The following is a 24,466-nucleotide window of genomic DNA, read 5'->3' as shown; positions in this document are numbered from 1 at the left end:
CGTCTTCCCGGGTTGCGCATTTTTGGTCAGCGAAAGGCTGGCCGCAGACCGGAGCGCCCGGTATAATGGCTTTACCACTTCTGTAACCTGACGATGACTCTTTTGCAACCAGACAAGATCATTTTGCGTCAGCTGGGGTTGCAGCCCTACGCGCCTGTATCCCAAGCCATGCATAACTTCACCGACAGTCGTACCGAGACTACGCCGGACGAACTGTGGCTGGTGCAGCATCACCCGGTGTTCACCCAGGGCCAGGCCGGCAAAGCCGAACACGTGCTGATGCCCGGCGATATCCCGGTTGTCCAGAGCGATCGCGGCGGCCAGGTGACCTACCACGGGCCGGGCCAGCAGGTGATGTACGTGATGGTCGATCTGAAACGCAACAAGGTCGGCGTACGCCAATTGGTCACGGCAATAGAAGATACGGTTATCAACACCCTCGCCCACTTCCGCCTCGAATCGCGCGCCCGTCCGGATGCGCCGGGCGTGTACGTGGGGGAGCAGAAAATCTGTTCGTTGGGTTTGCGGATCCGCAAAGGCAGCTCATTCCACGGCCTGGCCCTGAATGTGGCGATGGATCTCAGCCCCTTCCAACGCATCAACCCTTGTGGTTACGCCGGCATGCAAATGACGCAGGTCAGCGCGCTGGCGCCCGGCGTTGGCATTGAAGACATACACCCAATCCTGGTACAGGAATTTGTTCATTTACTCGGCTACCAGACGGTCGAGCTTCGTAACTGGAACCTGCACGATTATGAGTAAACCAATTCAGATGGAACGCGGCGTCAAATACCGCGATGCTGACAAAATGGCGCTGATCCCGGTCAAAACGGTGGTCACCGAACGGCAGGAGCTGTTGCGTAAACCCGAGTGGATGAAGATCAAACTGCCTGCCGATTCAACGCGCATTCAAGGCATCAAAGCCGCCATGCGTAAGAACGGCCTGCACTCCGTCTGTGAGGAAGCTTCGTGCCCTAACCTGTCCGAGTGCTTCAACCACGGCACCGCCACCTTCATGATCCTCGGTGCTATCTGCACCCGTCGCTGTCCGTTCTGCGACGTGGCCCACGGCCGCCCGATCGCGCCGGACGCCAACGAGCCGGAAAAGCTGGCGCAAACCATCGCCGACATGGCGTTGCGTTATGTGGTAATCACCTCGGTTGACCGCGACGATCTGCGCGACGGCGGTGCTCAGCACTTTGCCGACTGCATCTCGGCCATCCGCGCCAAGAGCCCGAACATCAAAATTGAAACGCTGGTGCCGGACTTCCGCGGCCGTATGGATCGCGCGCTGGAGATCATCACCGCCACGCCGCCGGACGTGTTCAACCACAACCTGGAAAACGTGCCGCGCGTATATCGCCAAGTGCGCCCGGGCGCCAACTACGAGTGGTCGCTGAAGCTGCTGGAGCGCTTTAAAGAAGCGCACCCGGATATCCCGACCAAATCCGGCCTGATGGTCGGCCTGGGTGAAACCAATGCGGAAATCGTCGAAGTGATGCGCGATCTGCGCCGCCACGGCGTGACCATGCTGACGCTGGGCCAATACCTGCAGCCGAGCCGTCACCACCTGCCGGTGCAGCGCTACGTCAGCCCAGCCGAGTTCGACGAGATGAAAGAAGAAGCGATGGCGATGGGCTTCACCCACGCCGCCTGCGGCCCGTTCGTGCGTTCGTCTTACCACGCCGATCTACAGGCCAAAGGGATGGAAGTGAAATAACGCGTAATAGTTTGTTACGCTAAAGACGGCGGAAACGCCAAAAAACGGATGTCCGCAAGGCATCCGTTTTTTATTGCGCGCCGTCAGACGGGGTTAAACGTCTTTCTTTTCGACGCTCTGCTGAGCGGACTGGCTCTCGGCGGTGTTGTTGCCGGCGGCCGGCGGCGTGCTGTCGTCGCCCACGGCTTTTTTAAAGCCTTTCAGCGCCGCGCCAAGATCGGCGCCGAGCGTGCGCAGTTTGCTGGTGCCGAACAGTAAAATCACCAATACCGCAATCACCAGAAGTTTGGTAATACTGATACCTTCCATACTCACCTTCTTATCATAGAGCGCTGCGTGAACAGCGAGAAAAACTGACCTTGCCTGCGAATATTTAGCGACTTTCCCCCCGCTCGCACAACCGCAACATGTAACAGAGTGAGATCCGTCGCAGGAATGCCACGCGGCCCCGCGGCATGAATCCCAGACTATTCTTAGTTTATCACCCGCATGATACGCTGCCGTGATACTTATCAGGGAGAGGCCGGATGTATATTGCTCCACCCATTTTCGATGCCCGAAAATCCGGTCTCAGCTTCGCCAAACGCACCTATCTGCCCCGCGTCGCCGGCCTGGGGCTCGGCTTTATTTGCGTTTGCGCCGCGCTCTACCCCTTGGCCCCGCCCACGGCGGTCTGGCTATTGCTGGCCTTTCACGGTTTTCTCTGGCCGCATCTCGCCTACCGCCTGGCCTGCCGCGCCAAAGATCCGTTCAAAGCCGAGATCCGCAATCTGCTGATCGACTCCGCCTTCGGCGGCTTCTGGGCGGCGATGATGGCGTTCAACGCGCTGCCGGCGATTGTCATCCTGTCGATGATGAGCATGAACAACATCGCTTCGGCCGGTAACATACTGTTTGTCAAAGGGTTGGCGATTCAATTGGCCACGGCGGCGCTGACCGGCGCGCTGCTCGGCTTCCCGTTCCACCCGCACAGCACGCCGCTACAAATCTATCTGTGCCTGCCGATGATCTACCTTTACCCGACGCTGCTCGGGCTGGTGACCTACCGCACCGCCAAACGGCTGGCGGAAAAGAAACAGGAGCTGCAACGCATCAGCACCCGCGATGGACTGACCGGCTTGTATAACCGCCGCCACTGGGAACACCTGCTGCATCGCCAGTTCGACAGCTGCCGCCGCTACCAGGACAACGCCACGCTGATTCTGATGGATATCGATCGCTTCAAAACCATCAACGACACCTTCGGCCATGCGCTGGGGGATGAAGCCCTGGCGGCGCTGGCGGAAGAGCTGCTGATCGGCTTGCGCAACGTGGATATCGTCGGGCGCTACGGCGGCGACGAGTTTGGCGCGGTGCTGCCGAACACCAGCGCTGAACAGGCGGAAATAGTCCTGCGGCGCATCCAAAAGCGGCTGGACGCCGTTATCTTCAAAGAGGCGCCACAGCTGCGGCTGCAGATCAGCGCCGGCATCGCCAACTACCACCCCGCGCTGGGCGGTTATCTGGACTGGCTGAAAGCGGCCGACGGCGCGCTTTACCGGGCCAAGCAAAATGGCCGCAATCGGCTGGAAACGGCGGTGCCGACGGGCGACTAACTTACTGGTTTAATAATTTGGCAAAATACTTCGGCGCTTCGACAAAGCCTTCGCGCCGGTAAAACGCATGCGCCCGCTCGCGGCGGCTGTGGCAATGGACCTCCAAGCGATCGCAGCCGCGACGGCGTGCCAGCATCTCGCCCTCCACCAGCAACCGCCGCCCTACCCCCGCGCCGCGCGCCCGATCGTCGACGCAAAAATAGCTGATGCGGCCAATGTCGCCGGCCAACGCCAGCTGCGGCAGAAAATGCAGCGACAGCACGCCCAGCACCTGCTCGCCTTCCACCGCCACCAGCAGCGCCTCGTCCGGATGCGCCAGCAGTTGGCGCACCCGCTGCGTCAGAAACGCTTCGGTGCCGGGATAATCCAACGCCGTCATTAATTCGGCGATAGCCTGGCGATCGCTCAGGCGCGCCGTTCTGATTTCCATGGGGTGACCTCGCAGGTTGTCGATACTACAAAATAGGCGGCGTTAGGTGTAACATCCACCGGGTACGGCAAAAAGGCCGTGCGGCACGCTGGAGATGACATTCCTCCCTAACCGCCTTCACAGGCTGATGATGTCTACGTAACCTCTCGGAGAGAGGCGCGTAGCGTTACGCCTGTCCCTTTCCGAGTCCCGTGAATTTCTCTGATTGAAAGGTAGTTGCCCCATGTTGAGCTCTTTACTGGCCGTATTTATCGGCGGCGGCGTCGGCAGCGTTTTACGCTGGGCGGTAAGCATGAAAATGAATCCGCTGAACGCCCATATTCCGCTCGGTACGCTGATGGTCAATCTGATCGGCGGTTTTATCATCGGCCTGGCGATGGCGATTTTCACCCGCATGACGCATCTGGATCCCACCTGGAAATTACTGATCACCACCGGGTTCTGCGGCGGCCTGACCACCTTCTCCACCTTTTCGCTGGAGGTGGTGTACCTGATGCAGGATGGCCGCTTCGGCTGGGCGCTGGCCAATATGCTGCTCAACCTGGCCGGATCGCTGGCGATGACGCTGCTGGCTTTCATGCTGGTGATGTGGGTCAACGGGCGCTAAGCCTTAATGTTTCCTTAATCTTGCATGCGCATAATCTCATCCAGTACTCCTGACTGGATGAGAAACCGCTATGTTTAGCCTGCCGAAAACCGCCGCCGAAGCGATTGCCGTTGCGCTGTGCGTGCTGATCGTCGCCGCCTTTATCAAATCCTACCTGTTCGCTTAAGCGCCTTTTCCCCGCAGCACGCGTTCATCTTGCGTCTTTCCGGCCGATTACACTACAATTGAGAATGAACGTTCACACCCAAAAATGTGAACCCGGCTCACGCGTAGCAAAGGATCGGGCAGATGCTCTCCCCCAACGACAGTAAACAGGCCAAGGTGCAGGCCCGTCGCGATCAGATCGTCGAAGCGGCGAAAACCAGCTTCCGCCGCCACGGCTTCCACGCCGCCAGCATGGCGGAAATCGCCCAGGGCTCGCAGCTCAGCGTCGGGCAAATCTACCGCTATTTCGCCAATAAAGACGCGATTATCGAGGAGATCGTCAACCGCATCATCGCCAGCAAGATGCAGCGACTGGAAAACCTTGGCGATCACATCAACCTGATCGCCGGCACGCTGGCGGCGCGCACGCTGTTTCAGCAGCCGGGCGAAAGCGAAACCGATCACATGCTGATGCTGGAAGTGACCGCCGAAGCCACGCGCAACCCGGTGGTGGCCAAAATGCTCAGCGATGCGGAAGCGCGGCTGTTTCGCCACGTGTGCCACAATCTGCAGCGGCTGTATCCCCATTTCAGCGCGGAGGAGATCGCCGCGCGGGTGGAATTTATCGCCGTCATGAGCGAAGGCACCGGTTACCGTATCCTTACCACGCAAAAAGCCGATGCGTCCCTGCTGCGCGATCTGTATCAGCAGGCCATTTCTCACCTGTTCAGGAAATCTTAATCTCCCATGACCAAACACTTAGCCAGACAACGTCTGGTGTACGCCGTCGTGCTTGGCCTGTTGGCCGCGCTGGGGCCGCTGTGCACCGATCTCTACCTGCCCGCCCTGCCGGAAATGGCGGGCGAGCTGAATACCTCCACCGCCGCCGCGCAGCTCAGCCTGACCGCCGGGCTGCTCGGTCTGGGCGTCGGCCAGCTGATTTTCGGCCCTTACAGCGACAAACTGGGCCGCATGCGCCCGCTGTTGCTGTCGCTGATCCTGCTGCTGGGTGCTTCGCTGTGGTGTGCCCTCGCGCCCACCATCGACCAATTGCTGATCGCCCGTCTGCTTCAGGGCATCGCCGGTGCCGGTGGCGCGGTGATTTCCCGCGCCATTGCCCGCGATCTGTACGCCGGCCATGAGCTGACCCGCTTCTTCGCCCTGCTGATGCTGGTCAACGGCCTGGCGCCGATCGTCGCGCCGGTACTGGGCGGCGTTATGCTGCAGGTGATGAACTGGCGCGGTATCTTCGGCGTGCTGGCGGCCATCGCCGTGCTGCTGTTCAGCCTGTCGGCGCTGAAACTGCGCGAATCCCTGCCGGTAGAACGCCGCAGCCAGGGCGGTATCCTGGCGATGCTGATGTCGCTGGGCAGTCTGTTGACCCAACGCTATTTCATGGGCCTGTGCCTGACGCAGGGCTTCGTGATGGCCGGCATGTTCGCCTATATCGGCGCCTCGCCTTTCGTCTTGCAGCAGATCTACGGCCTCAGCCCGCAGATGTTCAGCCTGTGTTTCGCCATTAACGGCGTCGGGCTGATCATTGCGGCGCAGCTGGCCAGCCGCCTCAGTTCACGTTGGGGGGAGCGTCGGGTGTTGAGGGGCGGGCTAACGCTGGCGGCCGTCGCGTCGCTGTTGCTGCTGTTGGCCGCCGCGCTGCATGCGCCACTGGTATTGTTGCTGGTCCCGCTGTTCTTTTCGGTGGCGGTGATCGGCATCGTCGGCCCGACCGCCTCTTCGCTGGCCATGCAAAGCCAGGGTGACAAAGCGGGCAGCGCGTCGGCCTTGATCGGCGTGTGCATGTTCGCGCTCGGTGCCTGCGCCGTGCCGCTAACCGGGTTGGGCGGCACTTCCAGCCTGTCGATGGCGCTGACCATCGTCGGCTGCTACGCCGTCGCCATCCTGCTGTTCAGTCTGTTAGGCCGCCGTAGCGAGGCATAACGTACCCAATAAAAAACCCGCTCAATGAGCGGGTTTTAAGAAATTCAGCTACGCAGCTTAGATAGCAGTAACGTTAGCGGCAGATGGGCCTTTGGCACCGTTCGTGATTTCAAATTCTACACGCTGGCCTTCAGCAAGCGTTTTGAAACCGTTGCTAACGATGGCAGAGAAGTGAACGAAAACGTCCTTGCTACCATCTTCCGGAGTAATGAAACCGAAGCCTTTGGATTCATTAAACCACTTAACGCTACCTTTAATCTTAGACATCAAACTTACCTTTAACGTGAATGAAAGACACAAAACCTGTGTCGATTACAGTACAGCAAGCAGGCAGGATTTTGTCCACCACCGCGATCACAGAAATCCGATAAAGAGTGAAAAAATCCGTGTTGCCCGGTGTAAATGCATTGCACCGGTTGCGATAAGTTACCGTTCCAGGTCAATCCTCTCCATGCGCTGGCGAACAACGCGCGAACGCCCAAACCCGCCCGCTTACCCCAGCGTTGACGCACCCGTGCAGACGCAATCGCTATGAAATATAACCAGATGGTCTTTTTGCTTCGGCGGCCGCTGCACTAGGGTTAGGGTTTATTTCCCACTGTGAGCCAAGCCTATGACCAGCCAGTTGGCAGACAAAATCATCGCCTATCGGCGTGAGCTGCACCAAAACCCGGAGCTTTCCAATCACGAATTCGCCACCACCGCCCGGCTGACGCGCTGGCTGCAAGAGGCGGGCATTCGTCTGCTGCCGCTGGCGCTGAAAACCGGCGTCGTGGCGGAGATCGGCAGCGGCAAGGGGCCGATTATCGCGCTGCGCGGCGACATCGACGCCCTGCCGATCGACGAAATCGCCGACGTGCCCTTCAGCTCGCAAAACCGCGGCGTGATGCACGCCTGCGGCCACGACTTTCATACCTCGGTGATGCTCGGCGCCGCACACCTGCTGAAAGCGCGTGAGGCCGACCTGCCCGGCACGGTGCGCATCTTCTTCCAGCCGGCGGAAGAGACCTTCAACGGTGCCCGGCACCTGATCGACGCCGGCGCACTGGATAACGTCGCGGCGGTATTTGGCCTGCATAATGCGCCGGAGCTGCCCACCGGCACTTTCGCCACCCGCGCAGGGCCGTTCTACGCCAACGTCGATCGCTTCCAGATCCTCATCACCGGCAAGGGCGCCCACGCCGCCAAACCGGAACAGGGCGTCGACACCATCGTCACCGCCAGCCAGATCGTCGGCGCGCTGCAGACGCTGCCCAGCCGCAGCTTCAGCTCGCTGGAATCACTGGTGGTGAGCGTAACGCGCATCGAAGGCGGCAATACCTGGAACGTGCTGCCGCAAACCGTGGAGCTGGAAGGCACGGTGCGCACCCACAGCGATGCGGTGCGCCGCCAGGTGCCGGACAAAATTCGCCAGGTGATCGACGGCATTGCCGCCGCGCTGGGCGCACAGGCCGAACTCCGCTGGCAGCCGGGGCCGCCGGCGGTGATCAATGACCCCCATTGGGCGGCGTTCAGCAAAACCGTCGCCGCCGAGGCCGGCTACCAGGTCGAAGAGGCGGACTTGCAGATGGGCGGTGAAGATTTCGCGCTGTATCTGCATCACGTGCCGGGCGTATTCGTCAGCATCGGCTCCGCCAGCGAGTTCGGTCTGCATCATCCGCGTTTCAATCCCGATGAACGCGCCCTGTTCCCCGCCGCGCAATATTTCACGCTGCTGGCGGAACGCACGCTGCAACAATTAACCACCGCGCCGGAAAAAGCCCTCAGCAACGCCTGAATAATGAAAAGTAGTATTTCCCCGACGCCGCACATGCCGCGTCGGGCTTTATTATTTCACCCGTCATGATATTTGCAGTTTTCAACATTTGAATATGCTGTTTTGTTGTTTTACATCCCGCCGCCGCTCATCAATAGTGAACCCATCAGACACCGCGCGCCTCTGCGGCGCATGACAGGATAATCACGATGAGCGACAACGCGAATAATCAACGGCAATTGCGCCTGGGCGCCATTCTGCATGGCGCATCGGGAAATATGTCCGCCTGGCGCCATCCGGACGCCACCGCCGACGCCAGCATTAACCTCGAATTTAATATCGCCTCGGCGAAAAAAGCCGAACAGGGGAAATTCGATTTCGTCTTCGTCGCCGATGGGTTATATATCAACGAAAAATCCATTCCGCATTTTCTTAATCGTTTCGAACCGCTCACCCTGCTGGCCGCGCTGTCCGCCGCCACCGATAAAATCGGCCTGGTGGGCACCCTCTCCACCTCCTATAGCGATCCGTTCACCGTCGCCCGCCAGTTCGCCAGCCTCGATCACCTGAGCAACGGCCGCGCCGGCTGGAACGTGGTGACGTCGCCGCTGGAAGGCTCGGCCAAAAACTTCTCGCGCACAGAACACCCGGAACACAGCCTGCGTTACCGTATCGCCGGCGAATTTCTCGACGTCGCCAAAGGGCTGTGGGATTCCTGGGAAGACGACGCTTTCGTGCGTAATAAGGCCAGCGGCGAATTCTTCCGCACCGGCAAACTGCACACACTCAATCACCAGGGGGAATTCTTCTCGGTGCAGGGGCCGCTGAACATCGGCCGCACGCCGCAGGGGCGCCCGATCCTGTTCCAGGCCGGCGCCTCAGAAGACGGCAAGCATCTGGCGGCCCAACACGCCGATGCGATCTTCACCCATCACGACACGCTTGAGCAGGCACAGGATTTCTATCAGGACGTGAAGCGGCAGCTGGTGGAACAGGGGCGCGAACCGGACGACCTGCGCATCTTCCAGGGCGTCAGCGTGATCGTCGGCGACGACGACGCGGACGTCGAGCGCCAGTACCAGGAGACCGCCCGCCTGGTCAGCATCGAGAATGCCCTCAACTACCTCGGCCGCTACTTCGAGCATTACGACTTCGCCCGTCATCCGCTGGACGCGCCCTTCCCGGACATCGGCGATCTGGGGCAAAACAGCTTCCGCAGCACCACCGACGCCATCAAGCGCAGCGCCCGCGAGCGTAATCTCACGCTGCGCCAGGTAGCGCTGGAGGCCGCCTCGCCGCGCCCGGTGTTCAGCGGCACGCCGGAAGCGGTGGCGGACGGTCTGCAACGCTGGTTCGACGGCAAAGCCGCCGACGGTTTCATCATCAGCGGCGGTACGCCCAACGCCTTCGGCCACTTCGTCGATCGGGTGGTGCCCGTCCTGCAACAACGTGGCCTGTTCCGCCAGGCGTACCACGGCGACACGCTGCGCGAACACCTGGGCCTGAAGCGCCCGTTGAACAGATTCACCCAATAATAAGATCGCTTTCAGGGATACCCGCTATGCAGAAAACCGTTACCGCCGCCCTCGTGGCGGCCTTGCTGAGCCTGACCGGCGCCGCGCAGGCGGGCACCGGCATCGATTTACAGGCCAATGAAATCCCGATCCACGCGCCGAAAAATCCGCAGGCGATCGCCAAACTGCCGGCCGATTTCCACTTCGTGAAGCCGGGCCAATTCACCGTCGCGATCGCCGCGCTCAACACGCCGCCGCTGGCGCTGTTCGCTGCCGACAACCGGCGGCTGATCGGCAGCGAAGTGGATATCGCGCAGCTGGTGGCCGACAGCCTGGGCCTAACGCTTAACGTGGTGCAAACCTCGTGGGAAGACTGGCCGCTCGGGGTGGTTTCCGGCAAGTATGATGCGGCCATCACCAACGTCACCGTGACCAAAGAGCGCAAAACCCGCTTCGACTTCGCCACCTACCGCATCGACTCGCTCGGCTTTTACGTCAAAACCGGCGGCAAGATCGCGACGATCAAACAGCCTGCCGATATCGCCGGATTAAAAATTATCGTCGGCTCCGGCACCAATCAGGAAGCCATCTTGCTGGCGTGGGACAAGCAGAATCAGCAGCAGGGGCTCAAACCCTTCCAGCCGATCTACGTGACCGACGATGCGGCCGCCACGCTGGCGATCCAGTCTGGTCGGGCCGACGCCTACTTCGGGCCGAACGTGCTGGGCGCCTATAAGGCGGCGCTGAACGGCCGCACCCGGCTGGCGGGCACGGTGGAAGGCGGTTGGCCCAAGGCGGCGCACATCGCCGTCACCACCCGTAAAGGCAACGGGCTGGTGCAGGCGGTGAACGAAGCGCTGAACGGCGCGATCCGCGGCGGGCAGTACGATCGGGTGCTCAACCGCTGGGGCGAGAGCGTCGAACGCCTTGCGCAGTCGGAAATCAACCCGCCCGGCCTGGGCGATTAGGAGCGCGCGATGACGCAAGACACCTTCATTCAAACGCTGCCGACCGATCCGCTGATCGCCCCGGTGATCGAGGGGCTGTTTGGCGAATATCGCCAGCGTTACGGCGACTATTTTGGTGACCAGGAACCGGAAGCGCTGGATCTGTACGCGCCGCCGCAAGGGGCCTTCATCGTGCTGTTGCGCGCCGGCACGCCGATCGCCATGGGCGCCTTCAAACGCTATGACGCACAAACCGCCGAGCTGAAGCGCATCTGGACGCGGGGCGATCTGCGGCGCCAGGGCCTGGCGCAGCGGGTGTTACAGCAGCTCGAAACGCTGGCGCTGGCGCAGGGATATCGCCGGCTCTATCTGACCACCGGTTTTCGCCAGCCCGAAGCGGTGGGCCTGTATCTGCGCAACGGGTATCAGCCGCAGTTCGATCCCACCGTCGACAGCGAGGTTTACAGCCGCCCGCCCTACGATGGCCGCCTGCCGTTCCGCAAAAGCCTGATTGCAGAGGACGCGTGTTGTTGCGCGTCGGAAAGGAAAATCGCCTAAGGCCCCTTTATCTGTATCAGGAGACATAAAATGTCCAAACAAGACGTCTTGAAAGTGGTGCCCGCCCGCTATCCGCTGCGGCTGATCGGCGCGCTGTTTTCGCTGTTTATTCTGGCCGCCATCGTGCAATCGGTGGCGGGCAACGCGCGCTGGGAATGGGGCGTGTTCGCCGAATGGTTCTTCGCGCCGGCGGTCCTGGCGGGGCTGGGGCAAACCCTGCTGCTGACGCTGCTCGGCACGTTGTTCAGCATCCTGTTCGGCACCCTGCTGGCGCTGGCGCGGCTGTCGCGCTCTTACCTGTTGGCGTCGCTGGCCTGGGGTTATATCTGGCTGTTTCGCTCACTGCCGCTGATTCTGGTGCTGATCATCCTGTACAACTTTTCCTACCTGTACGAGGCCATCTCGCTGGGCATTCCCTTCACTTCCGTGGTGTTCGCCAGCTACCCGACCATCGACATTCTCGGCCAGTTCGCCGTGGCGGTGCTGGGCCTGACGCTGGTGCAGTCCGCCTACACCGCCGAGATCATCCGCGGCGGCATCCTGGGTGTGGATTACGGCCAGCACGAAGCGGCGGCGGCGCTGGGCCTGCCGGGCTATCGCCGCACCTTCCGCATCATTCTACCGCAGGCGCTGCGCTCCATTATTCCGACCGGCTTCAACGAGATCATCAGCCTGGCGAAAGGCACCTCAATCGTTTACGTGCTGGCGCTGCCGGAGCTGTTTTACACCATTCAGGTGATCTATAACCGCACCCAGCAGGTGATACCGCTGCTGATGGTCGCCACCGTCTGGTATCTGTTCATCACCACCGCACTGTCGGTGATCCAATACTACATCGAGCGCTATTTCGCCCGAGGCGCAGTGCGCGAACTGCCGCCGACGCCCTGGCAGAAACTGGCCGGCTGGCTAAAACGTTAGGAGACCCACATGTCTGAAGCCATTGATTATTATGCCTTGCCCGAGCAGCCGGCGCGCAATCTCACCCCGGTGCCGGCACGCGGCCTGATCGAAATCAGCAACGTCAGCAAGTTCTTCGGCAAACACAAAGCGTTGGACGACGTCAGCCTGACGCTGCAGCCGGGTACCGTGACCGTGATCCTCGGCCCTTCTGGTTCCGGCAAGTCGACGCTGCTGCGGGCGATCAACCACCTGGAGCGCGTCGATGAGGGGTTTATCCGCATCGACGGCGACTACGTCGGCTATCGCCGCAAGGGCAACCGGCTGTATGAGCTGAAGGAAAAGGCCATCCTTCGGCAACGCATCAACGTCGGCTATGTGTTCCAGAATTTCAACCTGTTCCCGCACCTGACGGTGCTGGAAAACATCATCGAAGCGCCGGTGGTGCACAAGATCCACTCCCGCGAACGGGCAAAAGCGGTCGCCTATGAGCTGTTGGACACCGTCGGGCTGCGCCACAAGGCGGACGCCTACCCGCGCCACCTCTCCGGCGGCCAACAGCAGCGCATCGCCATTGCGCGCGCATTGGCGCTGAACCCGAAGGTGATCCTGTTCGATGAACCCACCTCCGCGCTCGATCCTGAGCTGGTCGGCGAAGTGCTGGACGTGATAAAGGGGTTGGCGGATCTGGGCGTCACGCTGGTGGTGGTTACCCATGAAATCGGCTTTGCGCGCGAAGCGGCGGATCGGGTGGTGTTTATGGTCGACGGGCAGATTGTCGAGCAGGGCGATGCCAGGCAAGTGCTGGCTCAGCCGCAGCATCCGCGCACCGTCAACTTCCTCAACAAAGTGCTGTGATCGTCGGGGCGCCGCGGCGCCCCGTACCCGAGCCGCTTACCGGCCGGCGAAACGCCGCTTTTCGGCGGCGAAATCCAGTGGGCGGATCCCCTGCTGGTTTTTGTCCTCGTCGGTCAGCAGCGCCGGCGGAATAAACCAGGTCACCTCGAACAGCAGCCCGTCCGGATCGTGACCATAAATGCTCTTGTGCACGCCGTGATCCTCTTCCAGCCCGAGAATGCCGCGTTCGGCCAACTGGTGACGAATGCGCTCCAGCTCCTCCAGGCTGTCCACTTCCCAGGCCAGATGGTACAACCCAGCCGGTGGCTCATGCTCCGCCGGCGGCTCGTTGTTGGCGCGAAAGACCCCGGCGCGCTGCTGGCCCAGGTTCTTGCTGAACAGCGCCAAATCGTGATCGTTGTCCGAATCGGCGGCCTGGGTAAACACCGCCCGATCGGGGCTGTCGGACGGCTTGAGCTTAAACCCCAACACCTGATGATAAAAGTCGGCGCTCTGCCGCACGTCGCTGACATACAGCACGGCGTGATTGAGACGTTTGATGCCCATCGATATTCCTTTTTCGCATTGAATGAAGTCAGCATGAACATAGCATGTGGGGGGAAAGCCGCTAAATGCCGTTATCGCATGACTAAATGCCGCCCGCGCAATCTGTCGCTGCAAGGCATTCCGCGCTATCATAAGCGCTGTATAGAACCCTTTTGTGAGAATAGCGATGAACGGCAAGATAACGACTTTTTTTGAAGACAAAGGCTTCGGCTTTATTACCGACGAGAACGGAGAAAATCGTTATTTTCACGTGATTAAAGTGCAAAACCCGGAGCTGATTAAGAAAAACGCAGCGGTGACCTTCGAACCGACCAACAACACCAAAGGCCCGTCGGCTTATGCGGTCAAAGTATTGGCGCCCAGCAAATACATCATCATCGCCAATGAAAGAATCAAGATCACCAGCATCAAGTCTTTCAATACTTTCACCAAGGAAGTGCCGGTCAAAGCCGACGTGGATAAAGAGAACACCGTGCTGTCGGTCGGCCTGCTGATGAACCGTATTCGCCCGCAGTCAGAAGACCAGGCGCAGGCCATGCAAACGCTGCGCATGCTGACCATCACCACCTTCCAGAACACCACCCATACCTTCTCCGAGCACGAGATCGATATGGATGAGACCATCAAGGCGCTGAAGAGCCTGTAAGCAGCGGTGTGCAAAAAATAACCAACGTAATTTATCGTCTCCTGTGTTAGCGTGAGTTTTCACCTGGCACAGGCTATCGATATGTCCGATTCCCACAGCGTCAAAGGTTTTACCAACCGTTCCACCAACATCGTCTGCCCTAAATGCGGCTATGTTACCCGGCAGAAATGCGCGGCGATGCTGCAAGACGTAATACTGATTTGCCCTAATTGCGAGACCCGATTCGAACCCAGACAGGGCTGAAAACGCTTAGCGAAACAGGATATGCTCGACGCTGTTGCCGCTCACCACGTTGAACGACTCCACCCGATTACGCCCCTGCGATTTGGCGCGATACAGCGCGATATCCGCCATATTCATCAACTGCTCCAGCGATTTGACCTCGTTCATCGCCAGGCTGGCGACGCCGACGCTGATGGTGATTTTCAGCGTCTGTTTGCCCTCCGCCTGCAGCTGCGCCTGCTCCACCAGCCGGCGCAGATGCTCCCCCAGCGCCACGCCCTGCGCCGCCAGCGCGCGCGGCAGCATGATGGCGAACTCTTCCCCGCCCAGGCGGCCGAACAGCTGATCGTGGCGCAGTTCGCGCCGCACGATGTGCGCGAACGACGCCAAAACCTGATCGCCGGCGCTGTGGCCGTGCGTATCGTTGATCTGCTTGAAATGATCGATGTCGATCAGCAGGAGCGACACCGCCTCTTTCGAGCGGTGCTTGTGCTCCAGCAGCTCGCCCGCTTTGCGCGTCATCGCGCTGCGCGCCAGCACCCCCGTCAGAAAATCGTGGTTGGCGCTGTGCTCCAGACGCCGCATCAGCTTGCGATTGGCGGCGATAGAGCTGGCGAGGATCAGCGGCCCCATCACCAGCATGGCGATGCCCAAGCGGGCGGACATCAGCGTGTCGAGGAAGGCGTTGTGGTTGTTCGGCGTTTCGTACAGCACCAGGTTGGCGGAAATGCTGCTGATTTCGGTCATGCCGGTCAACAGCGTCAGCAACGTCACGGGGAACAGCGGGTAGCGCACCGCGCACCACAGCAGCGCCGGGATCGGGAAGGCGATGGCGCCCGGCCCGCCGATATAGACGCTGAACACCAGCGACAGCAGCAGCGCCAGCAGCGGCAGGCAGCCTTTCAAACGCCAACGCACCTGCATGCGCAACAGCTGCTTCAGCCGCGGCGCCGCCATCAGCACCGGCAACAGCAGCAAGGTCGTCGAGAACTGCTCGCTGAACCAGGCCAGCCAGGCAACCACCACCGTGTTGTTGTACAGGCTGTCGTTGCGCAGCACCGACAGCGTCGACGCCACCGCCGCACCGGCCAGACTGGCGCTGAACATATAGAGTATCGCCTGGGGTTTACCCATGCGCCGTTGAGACTGGGGCAGCATCAGCATGATGCCGTAACCGACGGCGATCAGCGACATGTTGCAGGCGTTCAGCCACAGCGCCAGGGACCAGCCTTCGCCGGTGCTGAGATCGGCGGCGACCATGCCCAGATAGGTGGTAAGCCAGCCGAGCGGCGTGGCATAAACGGGTTTGCGCAGCAGCAGGCCGAGCAGAATCGCATTCACCGGCCAAAATAAGGAAAGCGAGCCAATCGGCCGGCTAAGAATACCCACCAGAGAAAGTAAAAAAGCCAGCATGAAAAGATTGATCAGCTGAACCGTTAGCGGCAGGCCATGCCTGGCGTTTATTCTGGCGTTCATCGCCTCGCCCATATTTTGCTAATAACCAGAATAATAATATGCATACTCTCTCGCCCGGCCAGTGAGGGATAGTCAATTCGAATTTCAACCAAAAAAGCCAGACAAATCAATAATAAAAATCGTTAACATTTAATTAACAGACTTTTCTTAGCCTGATGCGACCGCGGCGGTCTCACCCGCATAGCGTCAGCAAATAATGCCGACTCTGCTGTCAGCATAGCGCATAGCGTAATAGGCCGCCGACGGCGTTAATTACATTAATAAGCTTGTGGTTATTGGTCGTTGAATGATGTTTGAATAACTGCGCGATTATTTTCCTGCAACTGGGCCGCCCGTGCAATAACAACCCAAAAAAAGCCCGCATAGCGCGGGCTTGCCTGAACAACAGCAAATCGACAGTTACAACACGGCCATGCATTGCATGCCCGTGCTGCCGCGCAGTATAGCGGTGAAAGCTTAAGCGGACCTTAGCAACAAAAAACCCGGCCTAGGAACCGGGAATATTTGTACGAAATGCAGTGTTAGCCCAAGCAGGCTAATAACATTTCGCAGCTTACACGCCAATTGTGCAGAGAAAATGAACGCGGCGTCCGTTCAACCACACCGCCGCTCTCTCTGCACGGAAGGCCTTACGCCAGTTTGGCGGCAAAGCCCGCTACGCGCTGGCCATAGAGCTTGGCGGTCGCCAGATCGCCCGACAACATCTCATCCACGCCGGCATCCGCCGGGGTCTGCACCAGCAGCCCCACCGAACCGCCCAGGTTATTGACGTCGGTGCGCTGCGCCGATTTGGTGTTGGCCGGCAGCAGCCCCAGGCTGACCCACAGGCCACCATGTTGCGAAGCCAGCGTCTGCAGCGCGATCAGCGTCACCTGCTTGTCGCCGTTCAGGCTGGCGCTGTTGGTAAAGCCGCCGAACACTTTGTCCTGCCACTTGCGGCCGAACCAGGCCTTGGAGCTCGCGTCGGCGAACTTCTTGAACTGCCACGACGGGCCCCCCATATAGGTTGGCGAACCAAAGATGATGGCGTCCGCCTCATCCAGCGTCTGCCAGGCTTCGTCGCTGATATCACCGTTCTGATCGATGGCGATCAGTTCCGCCCCGGCGCCTTCCGCTACCACTTTCGCCAAACGCTCGGTATGGCCGTAGCCGGAATGAAACACCACTACTGTCTTCGCCATAGAAATTCTCCACTCATTGCACAAAGGCACCGACGGCCCCCCTCTCGCGTTCAATCTAATCAAGCGCGCAGCGGCTGAATACCGAATAAAACTGACGGTGTTATTCAAAAAAATCGCGTTACACGCCCTGCTCTGCCGGTTGACGAGCAAAGTCGATAAAAGCGCGCAGCGGGCGCGGCATTTGGCGATTTGCCGGATAGTACAGATAGAAACCGGGGAACGGCGGCGTCCAGGCATCGAGCAGCGGCAACAACCGGCCATCGGCCATACCGGCGGCAACCTGTTGCTCAAACAGGTAGGCAATGCCAGCCCCATCCATCGCAGCCCGCACCAAGACTTCCGGCTCATCGACTATCACCGGCCCTTCCACGGCGATCTCCTGCTTTTCACCGTCGCGCTCAAATTCCCAGCGATACAAACTGCCGTTGGTCGGCCAGCGGTAATTCAAACAGCGATGTCGATGCAGGTCGCTCGGTGTTAACGGCCGGCCGTGACGCGCCAAGTACGCCGGCGAAGCGACGACGCGCATCCGCACCTCCCCGCCCAGTTTGACCGCTACCATATCTTTCGCCAGTTTCTCGTGCAGCCGCACGCCGGCGTCAAAACCGCCGGCAACGATATCCACCAGCCGCTCCTCAACATTAAGATCGAGCGTAATATCGGGGTATTGATGATGAAACGGCGCGATCAAGGGCGCCAGAAAATGCAACGCCGCCACGCGGGTTACGTTAAGCCGCAAAAGACCTGAGGGGTTCTGGCGTTGCTCTACCGCCTGCGCCACCGCCGCGTCGATCTCGGCCATCGCGGGCGTCAGGCGCGCCAACATCAGTCTTCCGGCTTCAGTCGGCGCCACGCTGCGAGTGGTGCGATTCAGTAAACGCACGCCCAGACGCGCCTCCAGGTTGCGCAGCGTTTGGCTGAGCGCCGAAGCGGACACGCCCAAATGTGCGGCGGCACGGGCGAAACCGCCGTGCTCAACAATCGCGGCAAAGGCGCGCAACTCGGCGAAATCACTGCCCCTCATTATGCTCTCTCTCCTTAATAATTCATGAAGATTATAGCGCATTCCTTAAACAACCTGCGGGCGCTATCGTAGACGCTACCTACACGGGAGAATGCCTATGAACACCTCACTATCGCTGGATCACTATCGTTTATTGGGCCGTTCCGGCCTGCGCGTTTCACCGCTGGCACTGGGCACCATGACCTTCGGCGCCGACTGGGGTTGGGGTGCCGAACAGGCCGAGGCTCGGCGCCTGTTTGACGTTTATGTCGAACGCGGCGGCAACTTTATCGATACCGCCAACCGCTATACCGAGGGCAGCGCCGAACGTTTCGTGGGGGAATTCGCCACCGGGCGCCGCGATCGGCTGGTGATCGCCACCAAATACACCCTGCCGATGCAGCCGGACGATCCCAATTCCGGCGGCAACCATCGCAAAAGCATGCTGCGATCGGTTGAAGAAAGCCTGCAACGGCTCAATACCGACTACATCGACCTGCTCTATCTGCACGCCTGGGATTTCACCACCCCGGTGGAAGAGATCATGCGCGCCCTGGACGACCTGGTGCGCGCCGGGAAAGTGCTGTATGTGGCGGTGTCCGATCTCCCCGCCTGGCAGGCGTCCAGAATGCAAATGCTGGCGGACCTGCGCGGCTGGTCACCGCTGATCGCCCTGCAAATCGAGTACAGCCTGCTGGAGCGCACCGTCGAACGCGAACTGCTGCCGATGGCGCAAGAATTGGGGTTAGGCGTGATCCCCTGGTCGCCGCTGGCTGGCGGCGTATTAAGCGGCAAATACCGGCGACAGGATCTGCAACCGTCGCCGGATGAAGCGCGCACTCGGCGCGAAGCCGTGCGCGCCAAGGGGACATTGAACGCACGCAATCTCGGTATCGCCGACGCCGTCAACCAGATAGCTAACGAGACCGGGTATACCCCATCACAAATCGCGCTGGCCTGGACTCTGCGTCACCCGACGGTTACCGCGCCGATTGTCGGCGCCCGTACCCTGTCGCAATTGGAAGATAACCTCGGTGCATTGAAGGTGGCGCTGGCGGAAGATCATTGGCGACGGTTGGACGATCTCAGCGCCATCGAGCTGGGATTCCCGCACGATTTTCTCGCCCTGCCGGTCACCCGCAACATCATGACCGGCGGCGTGCATCTCGCCCGGCGCAGATAAAAAAAATCCCGCACAAGGCGGGATAAACTTAACAGGGATGGGGTAATACACTACAGGGAATGGATAACACACAACATCATCGGGTAGAGCTACAGTACCAATCCCAATGTATAGAACTGTCATCCCCGCGTAAGTTTGCTCGGCCAGATGTAACGCCGAATGGGAAATATGACATTTTTCTCAACGCACCACGAACAGGCGTGACTCAAAACCGCCGCTTTTGAAGGTGCTGGTATTGACCCATCCCGGCGGCGAACGGCCGAAGTCCTGATTGAAATCGCCGCCGCTGACCAGCCAGACCCGGCGATGGCCTTTCGATAAAACGCTGAGCTTATCGACGTAGGTCTGCGCCGCCCGGTCATGGAAGAAAGTGCCGAAACCATAGGCATTGGGCTTGCCCGAAATGCTGTTGGGCCTGGCCGGGGTATACAGCAGAGCGCGATAGCCCTTCTTGTTGTAATACACATAGCTGAGGTAGTTGAACATATTGCTGACCACCACCGCATCGTTGGGCTGATAGTGGCTGTTGATGTAGTGCACCATCGCCTTGAACTCATCTTTCTCGACCGGGTAATCGTTACGCACGCCGCAGCCGAACAGCAAACTGAAGAACAACAGCAAAGAGATCCCCCGCACCCGGCTTTTCGTTCCTGCGATCAGCACGCCCAACACCAACGGAATGCCGAGCGCAGCCGAGTAGAGATAGCGATCGACAAACAGCGGCGAACGCCAGGAAATGGCGAATACCAACGTCACCGGGATCAGAATGCCGCCGAGCAGCAGCAGCGAGAATGTTCTCGGCGTCTCCCGCCGCCACAGTAGCAATGAACATAGGGCGATAAACATCGCCGGCAGCAGCCAGAGAATGACCGTCGGATAATTGCTGCCATCATGACCGGTGAGAAAACGCCAATACATCGCCGGCAGATCGCCCCAGGAAACCTGAGGGATCCAACCGACGTCGCCGCCGACCCGCAGCTCGGCGATATGCGCCAGCAGATTGAACAGCACCAGCAGCCAGGGAATGTAGGCCACCCCGATCGCCACATTGGCCAGCCACCACGCCGGCTGCTTGATGTAACGTACGCCTTCGCGGCGGCACGACAGCGCCAGCAGCACCAGCCAGTGAGCGATCAGCGTAAAAATCGTGAAGTAGTGGGTATAAAAGCTCAGCGTCATCAATAACGCATACAGCGCCAGGTAACGGTGGTTATCCGGCGTTTTCAGCCACTTCGCCAACGCCATGGCGGCGGCGATCGCCAGCATCCCCATCAGCGCGTACATGCGCGCCTCCTGGCTGTAACGCACCGCCATCGGCATGATTGCCATCAGCCACCCCGCTATCAGCGCCGCCCGCTCATTGGCCAACCAACGGGTAAAGCGCATCGCCAGCGCCACCGTCATTACGCCGAACACCAAGCTCAGCGAGCGGGCCGCCATGATGCCGTCGCCAAACAGCGCCATCCAGCCATGCAGCAACAGGTAATAAAGCGGCGGGTGAACATCGAAAGAAGCGTGGTACAGCAAAGCGCCCACGTCATAGCGGCTGGTCAGTACGCTGGAGGCTTCATCGCACCAAAAATACCGATCTGATAAGGAAATAAATCGCACGATCGCCGAAAACGCCACGATCGCCAACGCGAAATGTTTGTAACCGATGCCCTTTAAGCCGTTGTTGCTCAAAGAAACATTCGATACCTGCTGCAGTGACATAACGGCATTCCGCCCAAGAGAACCACACCGTGTGGAGACGCAGCGTCATCATTGCCGACGGCGGGTAAATGGCGGGTAAATCAGTGCGAAAAAGTCGGTGCAATCACCGCGGCGCCGCGTGGCTCTCAGCGGATTTCAACGGTGATATCCGGGTAGGCTTTCTCGCCATCGCTGAGGTAATGCCCCAGCGCCCGGTAAGCCATGACGTACAGCACGGCGGCGGCGCACAGGCACAGCAAGGTCACGAGCAGGAATCTGGATTTGCGCACGATAGGCTCCACGGGGAAATTTTCGCCTATTGTAGCGCGGCAAAATAAACGAAAGTTCAATTGCCGGCGGGTCAAGCACCTCGCACCCACTCGGCGAGGCGGTTCGTATCATTTCTTCAACATGTAGATAAACGAATCGACGGTTTCGCCGCCGGCGGTGGTGACGCTGACCGCCACCCGCGCATAGCCCTCGCCTTCGAACGCATCGAGAGTCGGCCAGTGATTGACGAGATTAGCTGAACGGAACAGAAAACCGTTCACCCGATTGCCGCTGTTATCCAGCACGATGCCCGGGTAGCCCATCTCGGCGCCCCAGCCTTGGTTAAGCAGCGATCCGCCGACGCTGCCTTCTTCCCAGCTGCCGCCGATGGCTTCCATGATGTGCGCGTTGGGTCTGCCCGGCCCCAGGGTGCCGTATACGAATAAGCTTTGCATTTTTCACTCTGCCACTGTCTTAAATTTAGCGAACGAACATAGCATGGCGCTCAATGGCGAGCCAACGGGAGTATGGATTACACAGTCGAATTTTCAAGGGAAAAAGTAGGGGGAAGAACATCAGGGAGTAATGGCACGCCCTATAGGATTCGAACCTATGACCTACGGCTTAGAAGAAAGTGACATAATAATTAACCCATTGTAATTAAAGGCCGTTCTGCATTCACAGTGACACGAATCGGCAAGTGATGACATATTAGTGACGCCTCAATGGCACCGTAGTGACGTCACCAATATGACACCATCCCTACCCATCGATCCCACCACCAGCTACCATTACTGCACACCCACCAGCGGAGCAGAGCAATGGGCAGCATCACCCTCGCCGGCCGGCAGATCTTCATTCTAAACGAAAACGACCGATACCCAGAACCCCAGCAGAACAGCCCTCCGATGTTCGCAATCCGCGAAGATGAAGAAGGCCAACACTGGCTTTATGTTTGGAACAAAGGACGCTGGCCGCTCGTATCAGGTGTGCCGTTTGATACACAGGGAAAAGCTGTTGATGCTGCGATAAATTTCAACTTCTTGTTCCTAGTTAATCGCTAGGGAAAGGATATGTTTTTTATCATGAATCTGAATGCATCCTTGATAGTTTCCTTGTTTTTTAATAGGATTCAATAAAATGACAGTCTTAAAGGTGAGTTATCATGACACTTTCAACTTTAAATAAATCAATATCACCAGCAATAATAATCTCATCGTTAATATTTAATTACTGCAATGCTGACGCATCAGTTAAAACCAGCCCTGAATATCTAAAAGAAAAAGAAATGCATCACCTTAACCCTGGAAAATTCAGCTACATAATGTTTGGTGATAGTATAACTAAGGGTGGAAAGTGGAACAAATTACTACCTGGATATTCTGTAGGAAACAGGGGGATTAGCGGTGATGACACTTCTGGCATGCTAGAGAGATTTGAAGATGTTGAGAAAACCGGAGCTAAAACTGTATTCATAATGGCTGGTACTAATGATGTTTCACGGAAAGTTAGACCAGAGATAGTTGTGGGTAACATAACAGCCATGACAAATAAAATGAGAAAGGATGGAATAAATGTAGTGATTCAGTCCACAATTCTATCTGGCAAAGAGAGAGAAAGTAAAAACAAATCTATAAATATAATAAACAGTTCACTTAAGGAATACTCCGTTAAATCTGGAGTTCCGTTCTTAGACTTAAACAAAAATTTATCAGAAAATGGATTACTAAAAAGAGAATATACGTATGATGGTACACATCTTACAGATAGAGGGTACGATGTTTGGAGCAAGATTTTACTGAACTTCCTTAAGAAATCAAACATGGGATAATAACAATCACATACAACCATTACGCCAGTTTTTATATAACACATACTACACAATATGCTTATTCACTAATATAGGAAGGAAGCGTATTAGGTTCGTCGCCATCGCGATGTGAATCTCAAAACAACGCCGGCGTTCAATTGACTTTCATATAAAATCCAGTCAATGAGTATAATCTTATTTTTACCAATAAATATTTACATTATATTTACAGTTTTGATATAATTGGAAACATATACAATATCACACCTTTGGGTAAGCAGATGTCTCAACAAAAAAATTGGGCTCCAGAACTTGATGGTTTACGTGGTTATGCTTCGTTATGGGTTGTTCTCGGTCACATCTGTAACTTGACGAACTTCAACTTCCCGATACTGAGAACTCCCAGCATTGGTGTTGATGTGTTCATCTTGCTTTCAGGTTACTTGATGGCTAAGAACTACACCGAACGTCAGCATTTTGAACCATGGGATTCACCGAAAACTATCACTTCATTCTGGTTAAGGCGTTTCTTCCGTATAGCCCCTCTATTTTATATTCTTCTTGTTGTTGCAATTTTACTTGGCGATACAATTGGTTATTACAGAGAATTAATTTCTTCCGTATGGGTAGATGCTCAGGCTGACACGGATAAATATGGCGATGCGTCGTTTGGTAATTTTTTGGCACATATTTCTTTCATGTTTGGGTTTTTACCATATTTCTCAGCAAGAACTGCAATTCCTGACTGGAGCATCGGACTGGAAATGCAATACTATGCTATATTCCCATTCCTTATGCTATTCATAATGCATAATGAAGTTTGGCTATATGCGTTCGTCTGTGGTGCTAATGGCCTCTTGCGTGGCTGTGGCATACATGGCTCCTGAGTATTTTTCAGCATTCCCCCGCCCCTCTATGATTATCTTTAAGCTACCGATATTTTTAGCTGGAATGTTAATTTATAAGTCAGTCTCTGAAAACAGAAAGCATTATGTTATTATAGCAATGCTGGCGCCATTGTTTTCTTGGTTTATTGGATATTTTATATCTCGCGGATTGGTTGTAATCGAGATGTTTCTCATCATTGGGTTAGCAGTATTACTAATCAATCATGGTGAAAATTCAATTACGATCCGATTCGCAAATTTTGGGAAAAAATTTCTTTCTTCTCGATTAAGTCGATTCCTCGGCGAGGTTTCTTATTCAGTATATTTATTGCATTTGATTATAGTAATACCAACCATCGGTATCCTTGTTCAGCATTCGTGGTTTGTCGATCTGCCGTCTGCGTTGCGTTTTTTGCTCGTAACGGCAGTGGTGCTTCCTGTAACATATGCATTATCAATATTATTGTTTAAATATGTTGAACAGAAAGGCATTGCTATAGGTAAGAAATTAATAAAAACAATAAATGTAAAAACAAATGAGATTGCTTAAATAGTAACTCTTTAGCTACTACGTTGCGGCGGTAAG

29 protein-coding genes and 1 riboswitch are annotated in these 24,466 nt (G+C 57.4%); of the genes, 19 read left to right on the top strand and 10 right to left on the bottom strand.

Annotation, left to right across the window (positions count from 1 at the left end; translation table 11 throughout):
- Window positions 1-93 precede the first annotated feature (93 nt).
- Together lipB and lipA are read left to right on the top strand one after the other, a co-directional pair.
- The gene (lipB, locus tag C9411_RS13680; RefSeq protein WP_049199992.1) at window positions 94-762 is read left to right on the top strand and encodes a lipoyl(octanoyl) transferase LipB; all 669 of its coding nucleotides are present in this window, start codon (window positions 94-96) and stop codon (window positions 760-762) included.
- Window positions 755-1,720, top strand: a complete 966-nt coding sequence (lipA, locus tag C9411_RS13675) for a lipoyl synthase (protein ID WP_063991083.1) — start codon at window positions 755-757, stop codon at window positions 1,718-1,720. The genes lipB and lipA overlap by 8 nt, the downstream gene beginning before the upstream one ends.
- Window positions 1,721-1,813: 93 nt before the next feature.
- Here the strand turns inward: lipA and tatA are convergent, their stop codons facing one another.
- Window positions 1,814-2,029, bottom strand: coding sequence for a Sec-independent protein translocase subunit TatA (gene tatA / locus C9411_RS13670; protein ID WP_060440524.1), 216 nt, complete (start codon window positions 2,027-2,029; stop codon window positions 1,814-1,816).
- Window positions 2,030-2,247: 218 nt separating this feature from the next.
- Between tatA and C9411_RS13665 the strand changes: the two genes are divergently transcribed.
- Window positions 2,248-3,315 carry a diguanylate cyclase gene (locus tag C9411_RS13665; RefSeq protein WP_107227269.1) on the top strand — a complete coding sequence of 356 codons (1,068 nt, stop codon included), beginning with the start codon at window positions 2,248-2,250 and terminating at the stop codon, window positions 3,313-3,315.
- 1 nt (window position 3,316) lies between these two features.
- On the opposite strand, the gene C9411_RS13660 is transcribed toward C9411_RS13665, so the two are convergent.
- Window positions 3,317-3,745, bottom strand: coding sequence for a GNAT family N-acetyltransferase (locus C9411_RS13660; RefSeq protein ID WP_107227268.1), 429 nt, complete (start codon window positions 3,743-3,745; stop codon window positions 3,317-3,319).
- 81 nt (window positions 3,746-3,826) lie between these two features.
- Window positions 3,827-3,889, top strand: a riboswitch (Fluoride riboswitch).
- A gap of 79 nt (window positions 3,890-3,968) precedes the next feature.
- Here C9411_RS13660 and crcB point away from each other — a divergent pair.
- From crcB to C9411_RS13645, 3 genes are all read left to right on the top strand, one after another.
- Window positions 3,969-4,352 (top strand): fluoride efflux transporter CrcB, encoded by a 384-nt coding sequence (gene crcB / locus C9411_RS13655; protein WP_004940022.1) that lies wholly within the window; start codon window positions 3,969-3,971, stop codon window positions 4,350-4,352.
- 288 nt (window positions 4,353-4,640) lie between these two features.
- The gene (locus C9411_RS13650) at window positions 4,641-5,237 is read left to right on the top strand and encodes a TetR/AcrR family transcriptional regulator (protein ID WP_107227267.1); all 597 of its coding nucleotides are present in this window, start codon (window positions 4,641-4,643) and stop codon (window positions 5,235-5,237) included.
- A 6-nt stretch (window positions 5,238-5,243) separates the two neighbouring features.
- The gene (locus tag C9411_RS13645; RefSeq protein WP_063991079.1) at window positions 5,244-6,434 is read left to right on the top strand and encodes a multidrug effflux MFS transporter; all 1,191 of its coding nucleotides are present in this window, start codon (window positions 5,244-5,246) and stop codon (window positions 6,432-6,434) included.
- Window positions 6,435-6,491: 57 nt separating this feature from the next.
- Here C9411_RS13645 and cspE read toward each other — a convergent pair whose 3' ends face one another.
- A complete protein-coding gene (gene cspE / locus C9411_RS13640; protein ID WP_004940030.1) occupies window positions 6,492-6,701 on the bottom strand; it encodes a transcription antiterminator/RNA stability regulator CspE in 210 nt (69 codons plus the stop codon).
- 346 nt (window positions 6,702-7,047) lie between these two features.
- On the opposite strand from cspE, the gene C9411_RS13635 reads away from it, so the two are divergent.
- The 6 genes from C9411_RS13635 (at window position 7,048) to C9411_RS13610 (ending at window position 12,964) form a co-directional block, all read left to right on the top strand.
- The gene (locus tag C9411_RS13635) at window positions 7,048-8,211 is read left to right on the top strand and encodes a M20 peptidase aminoacylase family protein (protein WP_063991078.1); all 1,164 of its coding nucleotides are present in this window, start codon (window positions 7,048-7,050) and stop codon (window positions 8,209-8,211) included.
- A gap of 188 nt (window positions 8,212-8,399) precedes the next feature.
- Window positions 8,400-9,725 carry an LLM class flavin-dependent oxidoreductase gene (locus C9411_RS13630; protein ID WP_063991077.1) on the top strand — a complete coding sequence of 442 codons (1,326 nt, stop codon included), beginning with the start codon at window positions 8,400-8,402 and terminating at the stop codon, window positions 9,723-9,725.
- 26 nt (window positions 9,726-9,751) lie between these two features.
- Window positions 9,752-10,672 (top strand): ABC transporter substrate-binding protein, encoded by a 921-nt coding sequence (locus tag C9411_RS13625; RefSeq protein ID WP_063991076.1) that lies wholly within the window; start codon window positions 9,752-9,754, stop codon window positions 10,670-10,672.
- A 9-nt stretch (window positions 10,673-10,681) separates the two neighbouring features.
- A complete protein-coding gene (locus tag C9411_RS13620) occupies window positions 10,682-11,209 on the top strand; it encodes a GNAT family N-acetyltransferase (RefSeq protein WP_107227266.1) in 528 nt (175 codons plus the stop codon).
- A 30-nt stretch (window positions 11,210-11,239) separates the two neighbouring features.
- On the top strand, window positions 11,240-12,127 hold the full coding sequence (locus C9411_RS13615) for an amino acid ABC transporter permease (protein WP_063991074.1): 888 nt from the start codon (window positions 11,240-11,242) through the stop codon (window positions 12,125-12,127).
- A 9-nt stretch (window positions 12,128-12,136) separates the two neighbouring features.
- Window positions 12,137-12,964 (top strand): amino acid ABC transporter ATP-binding protein, encoded by an 828-nt coding sequence (locus tag C9411_RS13610; protein ID WP_015376924.1) that lies wholly within the window; start codon window positions 12,137-12,139, stop codon window positions 12,962-12,964.
- A 36-nt stretch (window positions 12,965-13,000) separates the two neighbouring features.
- Here the strand turns inward: C9411_RS13610 and C9411_RS13605 are convergent, their stop codons facing one another.
- Window positions 13,001-13,510, bottom strand: a complete 510-nt coding sequence (locus C9411_RS13605; RefSeq protein ID WP_038877409.1) for a VOC family protein — start codon at window positions 13,508-13,510, stop codon at window positions 13,001-13,003.
- A 166-nt stretch (window positions 13,511-13,676) separates the two neighbouring features.
- On the opposite strand from C9411_RS13605, the gene C9411_RS13600 reads away from it, so the two are divergent.
- Together C9411_RS13600 and C9411_RS26030 are read left to right on the top strand one after the other, a co-directional pair.
- Entirely contained in the window at window positions 13,677-14,156 is a 480-nt protein-coding gene (locus C9411_RS13600; RefSeq protein WP_004940042.1) for a cold-shock protein, read from the top strand.
- Window positions 14,157-14,237: 81 nt separating this feature from the next.
- Window positions 14,238-14,399: a YnfU family zinc-binding protein gene (locus C9411_RS26030; RefSeq protein ID WP_216637450.1), complete on the top strand. Its 162-nt coding sequence runs from the start codon at window positions 14,238-14,240 to the stop codon at window positions 14,397-14,399.
- Window positions 14,400-14,405: 6 nt separating this feature from the next.
- On the opposite strand, the gene C9411_RS13595 is transcribed toward C9411_RS26030, so the two are convergent.
- The 3 genes from C9411_RS13595 to C9411_RS13585 form a co-directional block, all read right to left on the bottom strand.
- The gene (locus C9411_RS13595; protein WP_063991178.1) at window positions 14,406-15,854 is read right to left on the bottom strand and encodes a GGDEF domain-containing protein; all 1,449 of its coding nucleotides are present in this window, start codon (window positions 15,852-15,854) and stop codon (window positions 14,406-14,408) included.
- Window positions 15,855-16,483: 629 nt separating this feature from the next.
- Window positions 16,484-17,035: a flavodoxin family protein gene (locus tag C9411_RS13590; protein WP_004940045.1), complete on the bottom strand. Its 552-nt coding sequence runs from the start codon at window positions 17,033-17,035 to the stop codon at window positions 16,484-16,486.
- Window positions 17,036-17,153: 118 nt separating this feature from the next.
- Window positions 17,154-18,059 (bottom strand): LysR family transcriptional regulator, encoded by a 906-nt coding sequence (locus C9411_RS13585; protein ID WP_063991072.1) that lies wholly within the window; start codon window positions 18,057-18,059, stop codon window positions 17,154-17,156.
- A 97-nt stretch (window positions 18,060-18,156) separates the two neighbouring features.
- Between C9411_RS13585 and C9411_RS13580 the strand changes: the two genes are divergently transcribed.
- Window positions 18,157-19,221, top strand: a complete 1,065-nt coding sequence (locus C9411_RS13580; protein ID WP_107227265.1) for an aldo/keto reductase — start codon at window positions 18,157-18,159, stop codon at window positions 19,219-19,221.
- Window positions 19,222-19,401: 180 nt separating this feature from the next.
- Here the strand turns inward: C9411_RS13580 and C9411_RS13575 are convergent, their stop codons facing one another.
- The 3 genes from C9411_RS13575 to C9411_RS13570 form a co-directional block, all read right to left on the bottom strand.
- Window positions 19,402-20,934, bottom strand: coding sequence for a glycosyltransferase family 39 protein (locus C9411_RS13575; protein ID WP_107227264.1), 1,533 nt, complete (start codon window positions 20,932-20,934; stop codon window positions 19,402-19,404).
- Window positions 20,935-21,059: 125 nt separating this feature from the next.
- Window positions 21,060-21,203, bottom strand: coding sequence for a hypothetical protein (locus C9411_RS25835; RefSeq protein WP_162846218.1), 144 nt, complete (start codon window positions 21,201-21,203; stop codon window positions 21,060-21,062).
- 108 nt (window positions 21,204-21,311) lie between these two features.
- Complete coding sequence (locus tag C9411_RS13570; RefSeq protein WP_063991069.1) at window positions 21,312-21,638, bottom strand: gamma-glutamylcyclotransferase; 327 nt, start codon at window positions 21,636-21,638, stop codon at window positions 21,312-21,314.
- A gap of 366 nt (window positions 21,639-22,004) precedes the next feature.
- Here C9411_RS13570 and C9411_RS13565 point away from each other — a divergent pair, with 366 nt between their 5' ends.
- From C9411_RS13565 to C9411_RS26020, 4 genes are all read left to right on the top strand, one after another.
- Window positions 22,005-22,247: a hypothetical protein gene (locus tag C9411_RS13565; protein WP_107227263.1), complete on the top strand. Its 243-nt coding sequence runs from the start codon at window positions 22,005-22,007 to the stop codon at window positions 22,245-22,247.
- Between the two features lie 101 nt (window positions 22,248-22,348).
- Entirely contained in the window at window positions 22,349-23,014 is a 666-nt protein-coding gene (locus C9411_RS13560) for a GDSL-type esterase/lipase family protein (RefSeq protein ID WP_107227262.1), read from the top strand.
- Window positions 23,015-23,274: 260 nt separating this feature from the next.
- Entirely contained in the window at window positions 23,275-23,880 is a 606-nt protein-coding gene (locus C9411_RS26025; protein ID WP_233221910.1) for an acyltransferase, read from the top strand.
- Window positions 23,870-24,430 carry an acyltransferase gene (locus tag C9411_RS26020; RefSeq protein ID WP_233221909.1) on the top strand — a complete coding sequence of 187 codons (561 nt, stop codon included), beginning with the start codon at window positions 23,870-23,872 and terminating at the stop codon, window positions 24,428-24,430. The genes C9411_RS26025 and C9411_RS26020 overlap by 11 nt, the downstream gene beginning before the upstream one ends.
- The last annotated feature ends 36 nt before the right edge of the window (window positions 24,431-24,466 follow it).

Source organism: Serratia sp. Nf2 (assembly GCF_003028435.1).
GTDB classification, from domain to species: Bacteria; Pseudomonadota; Gammaproteobacteria; order Enterobacterales; family Enterobacteriaceae; genus Serratia; species Serratia marcescens_L.
This window is presented reverse-complemented; position numbering and strand designations above follow the sequence as displayed.

Bases quoted from the DNA above. Each gene is read 5' to 3' on its own strand.
- lipB (WP_049199992.1), top strand. From the start codon at position 94: ATGACTCTTTTGCAACCAGACAAGATCATTTTGCGTCAGCTGGGGTTG.
- lipA (WP_063991083.1), top strand. From the start codon at position 755: ATGAGTAAACCAATTCAGATGGAACGCGGCGTCAAATACCGCGATGCT.
- tatA (WP_060440524.1), bottom strand. From the start codon at position 2,029: ATGGAAGGTATCAGTATTACCAAACTTCTGGTGATTGCGGTATTGGTG.
- C9411_RS13665 (WP_107227269.1), top strand. From the start codon at position 2,248: ATGTATATTGCTCCACCCATTTTCGATGCCCGAAAATCCGGTCTCAGC.
- C9411_RS13660 (WP_107227268.1), bottom strand. From the start codon at position 3,745: ATGGAAATCAGAACGGCGCGCCTGAGCGATCGCCAGGCTATCGCCGAA.
- crcB (WP_004940022.1), top strand. From the start codon at position 3,969: ATGTTGAGCTCTTTACTGGCCGTATTTATCGGCGGCGGCGTCGGCAGC.
- C9411_RS13650 (WP_107227267.1), top strand. From the start codon at position 4,641: ATGCTCTCCCCCAACGACAGTAAACAGGCCAAGGTGCAGGCCCGTCGC.
- C9411_RS13645 (WP_063991079.1), top strand. From the start codon at position 5,244: ATGACCAAACACTTAGCCAGACAACGTCTGGTGTACGCCGTCGTGCTT.
- cspE (WP_004940030.1), bottom strand. From the start codon at position 6,701: ATGTCTAAGATTAAAGGTAGCGTTAAGTGGTTTAATGAATCCAAAGGC.
- C9411_RS13635 (WP_063991078.1), top strand. From the start codon at position 7,048: ATGACCAGCCAGTTGGCAGACAAAATCATCGCCTATCGGCGTGAGCTG.
- C9411_RS13630 (WP_063991077.1), top strand. From the start codon at position 8,400: ATGAGCGACAACGCGAATAATCAACGGCAATTGCGCCTGGGCGCCATT.
- C9411_RS13625 (WP_063991076.1), top strand. From the start codon at position 9,752: ATGCAGAAAACCGTTACCGCCGCCCTCGTGGCGGCCTTGCTGAGCCTG.
- C9411_RS13620 (WP_107227266.1), top strand. From the start codon at position 10,682: ATGACGCAAGACACCTTCATTCAAACGCTGCCGACCGATCCGCTGATC.
- C9411_RS13615 (WP_063991074.1), top strand. From the start codon at position 11,240: ATGTCCAAACAAGACGTCTTGAAAGTGGTGCCCGCCCGCTATCCGCTG.
- C9411_RS13610 (WP_015376924.1), top strand. From the start codon at position 12,137: ATGTCTGAAGCCATTGATTATTATGCCTTGCCCGAGCAGCCGGCGCGC.
- C9411_RS13605 (WP_038877409.1), bottom strand. From the start codon at position 13,510: ATGGGCATCAAACGTCTCAATCACGCCGTGCTGTATGTCAGCGACGTG.
- C9411_RS13600 (WP_004940042.1), top strand. From the start codon at position 13,677: ATGAACGGCAAGATAACGACTTTTTTTGAAGACAAAGGCTTCGGCTTT.
- C9411_RS26030 (WP_216637450.1), top strand. From the start codon at position 14,238: ATGTCCGATTCCCACAGCGTCAAAGGTTTTACCAACCGTTCCACCAAC.
- C9411_RS13595 (WP_063991178.1), bottom strand. From the start codon at position 15,854: ATGAACGCCAGAATAAACGCCAGGCATGGCCTGCCGCTAACGGTTCAG.
- C9411_RS13590 (WP_004940045.1), bottom strand. From the start codon at position 17,035: ATGGCGAAGACAGTAGTGGTGTTTCATTCCGGCTACGGCCATACCGAG.
- C9411_RS13585 (WP_063991072.1), bottom strand. From the start codon at position 18,059: ATGAGGGGCAGTGATTTCGCCGAGTTGCGCGCCTTTGCCGCGATTGTT.
- C9411_RS13580 (WP_107227265.1), top strand. From the start codon at position 18,157: ATGAACACCTCACTATCGCTGGATCACTATCGTTTATTGGGCCGTTCC.
- C9411_RS13575 (WP_107227264.1), bottom strand. From the start codon at position 20,934: ATGTCACTGCAGCAGGTATCGAATGTTTCTTTGAGCAACAACGGCTTA.
- C9411_RS13570 (WP_063991069.1), bottom strand. From the start codon at position 21,638: ATGCAAAGCTTATTCGTATACGGCACCCTGGGGCCGGGCAGACCCAAC.
- C9411_RS13565 (WP_107227263.1), top strand. From the start codon at position 22,005: ATGGGCAGCATCACCCTCGCCGGCCGGCAGATCTTCATTCTAAACGAA.
- C9411_RS13560 (WP_107227262.1), top strand. From the start codon at position 22,349: ATGACACTTTCAACTTTAAATAAATCAATATCACCAGCAATAATAATC.
- C9411_RS26025 (WP_233221910.1), top strand. From the start codon at position 23,275: ATGTCTCAACAAAAAAATTGGGCTCCAGAACTTGATGGTTTACGTGGT.
- C9411_RS26020 (WP_233221909.1), top strand. From the start codon at position 23,870: ATGGCTCCTGAGTATTTTTCAGCATTCCCCCGCCCCTCTATGATTATC.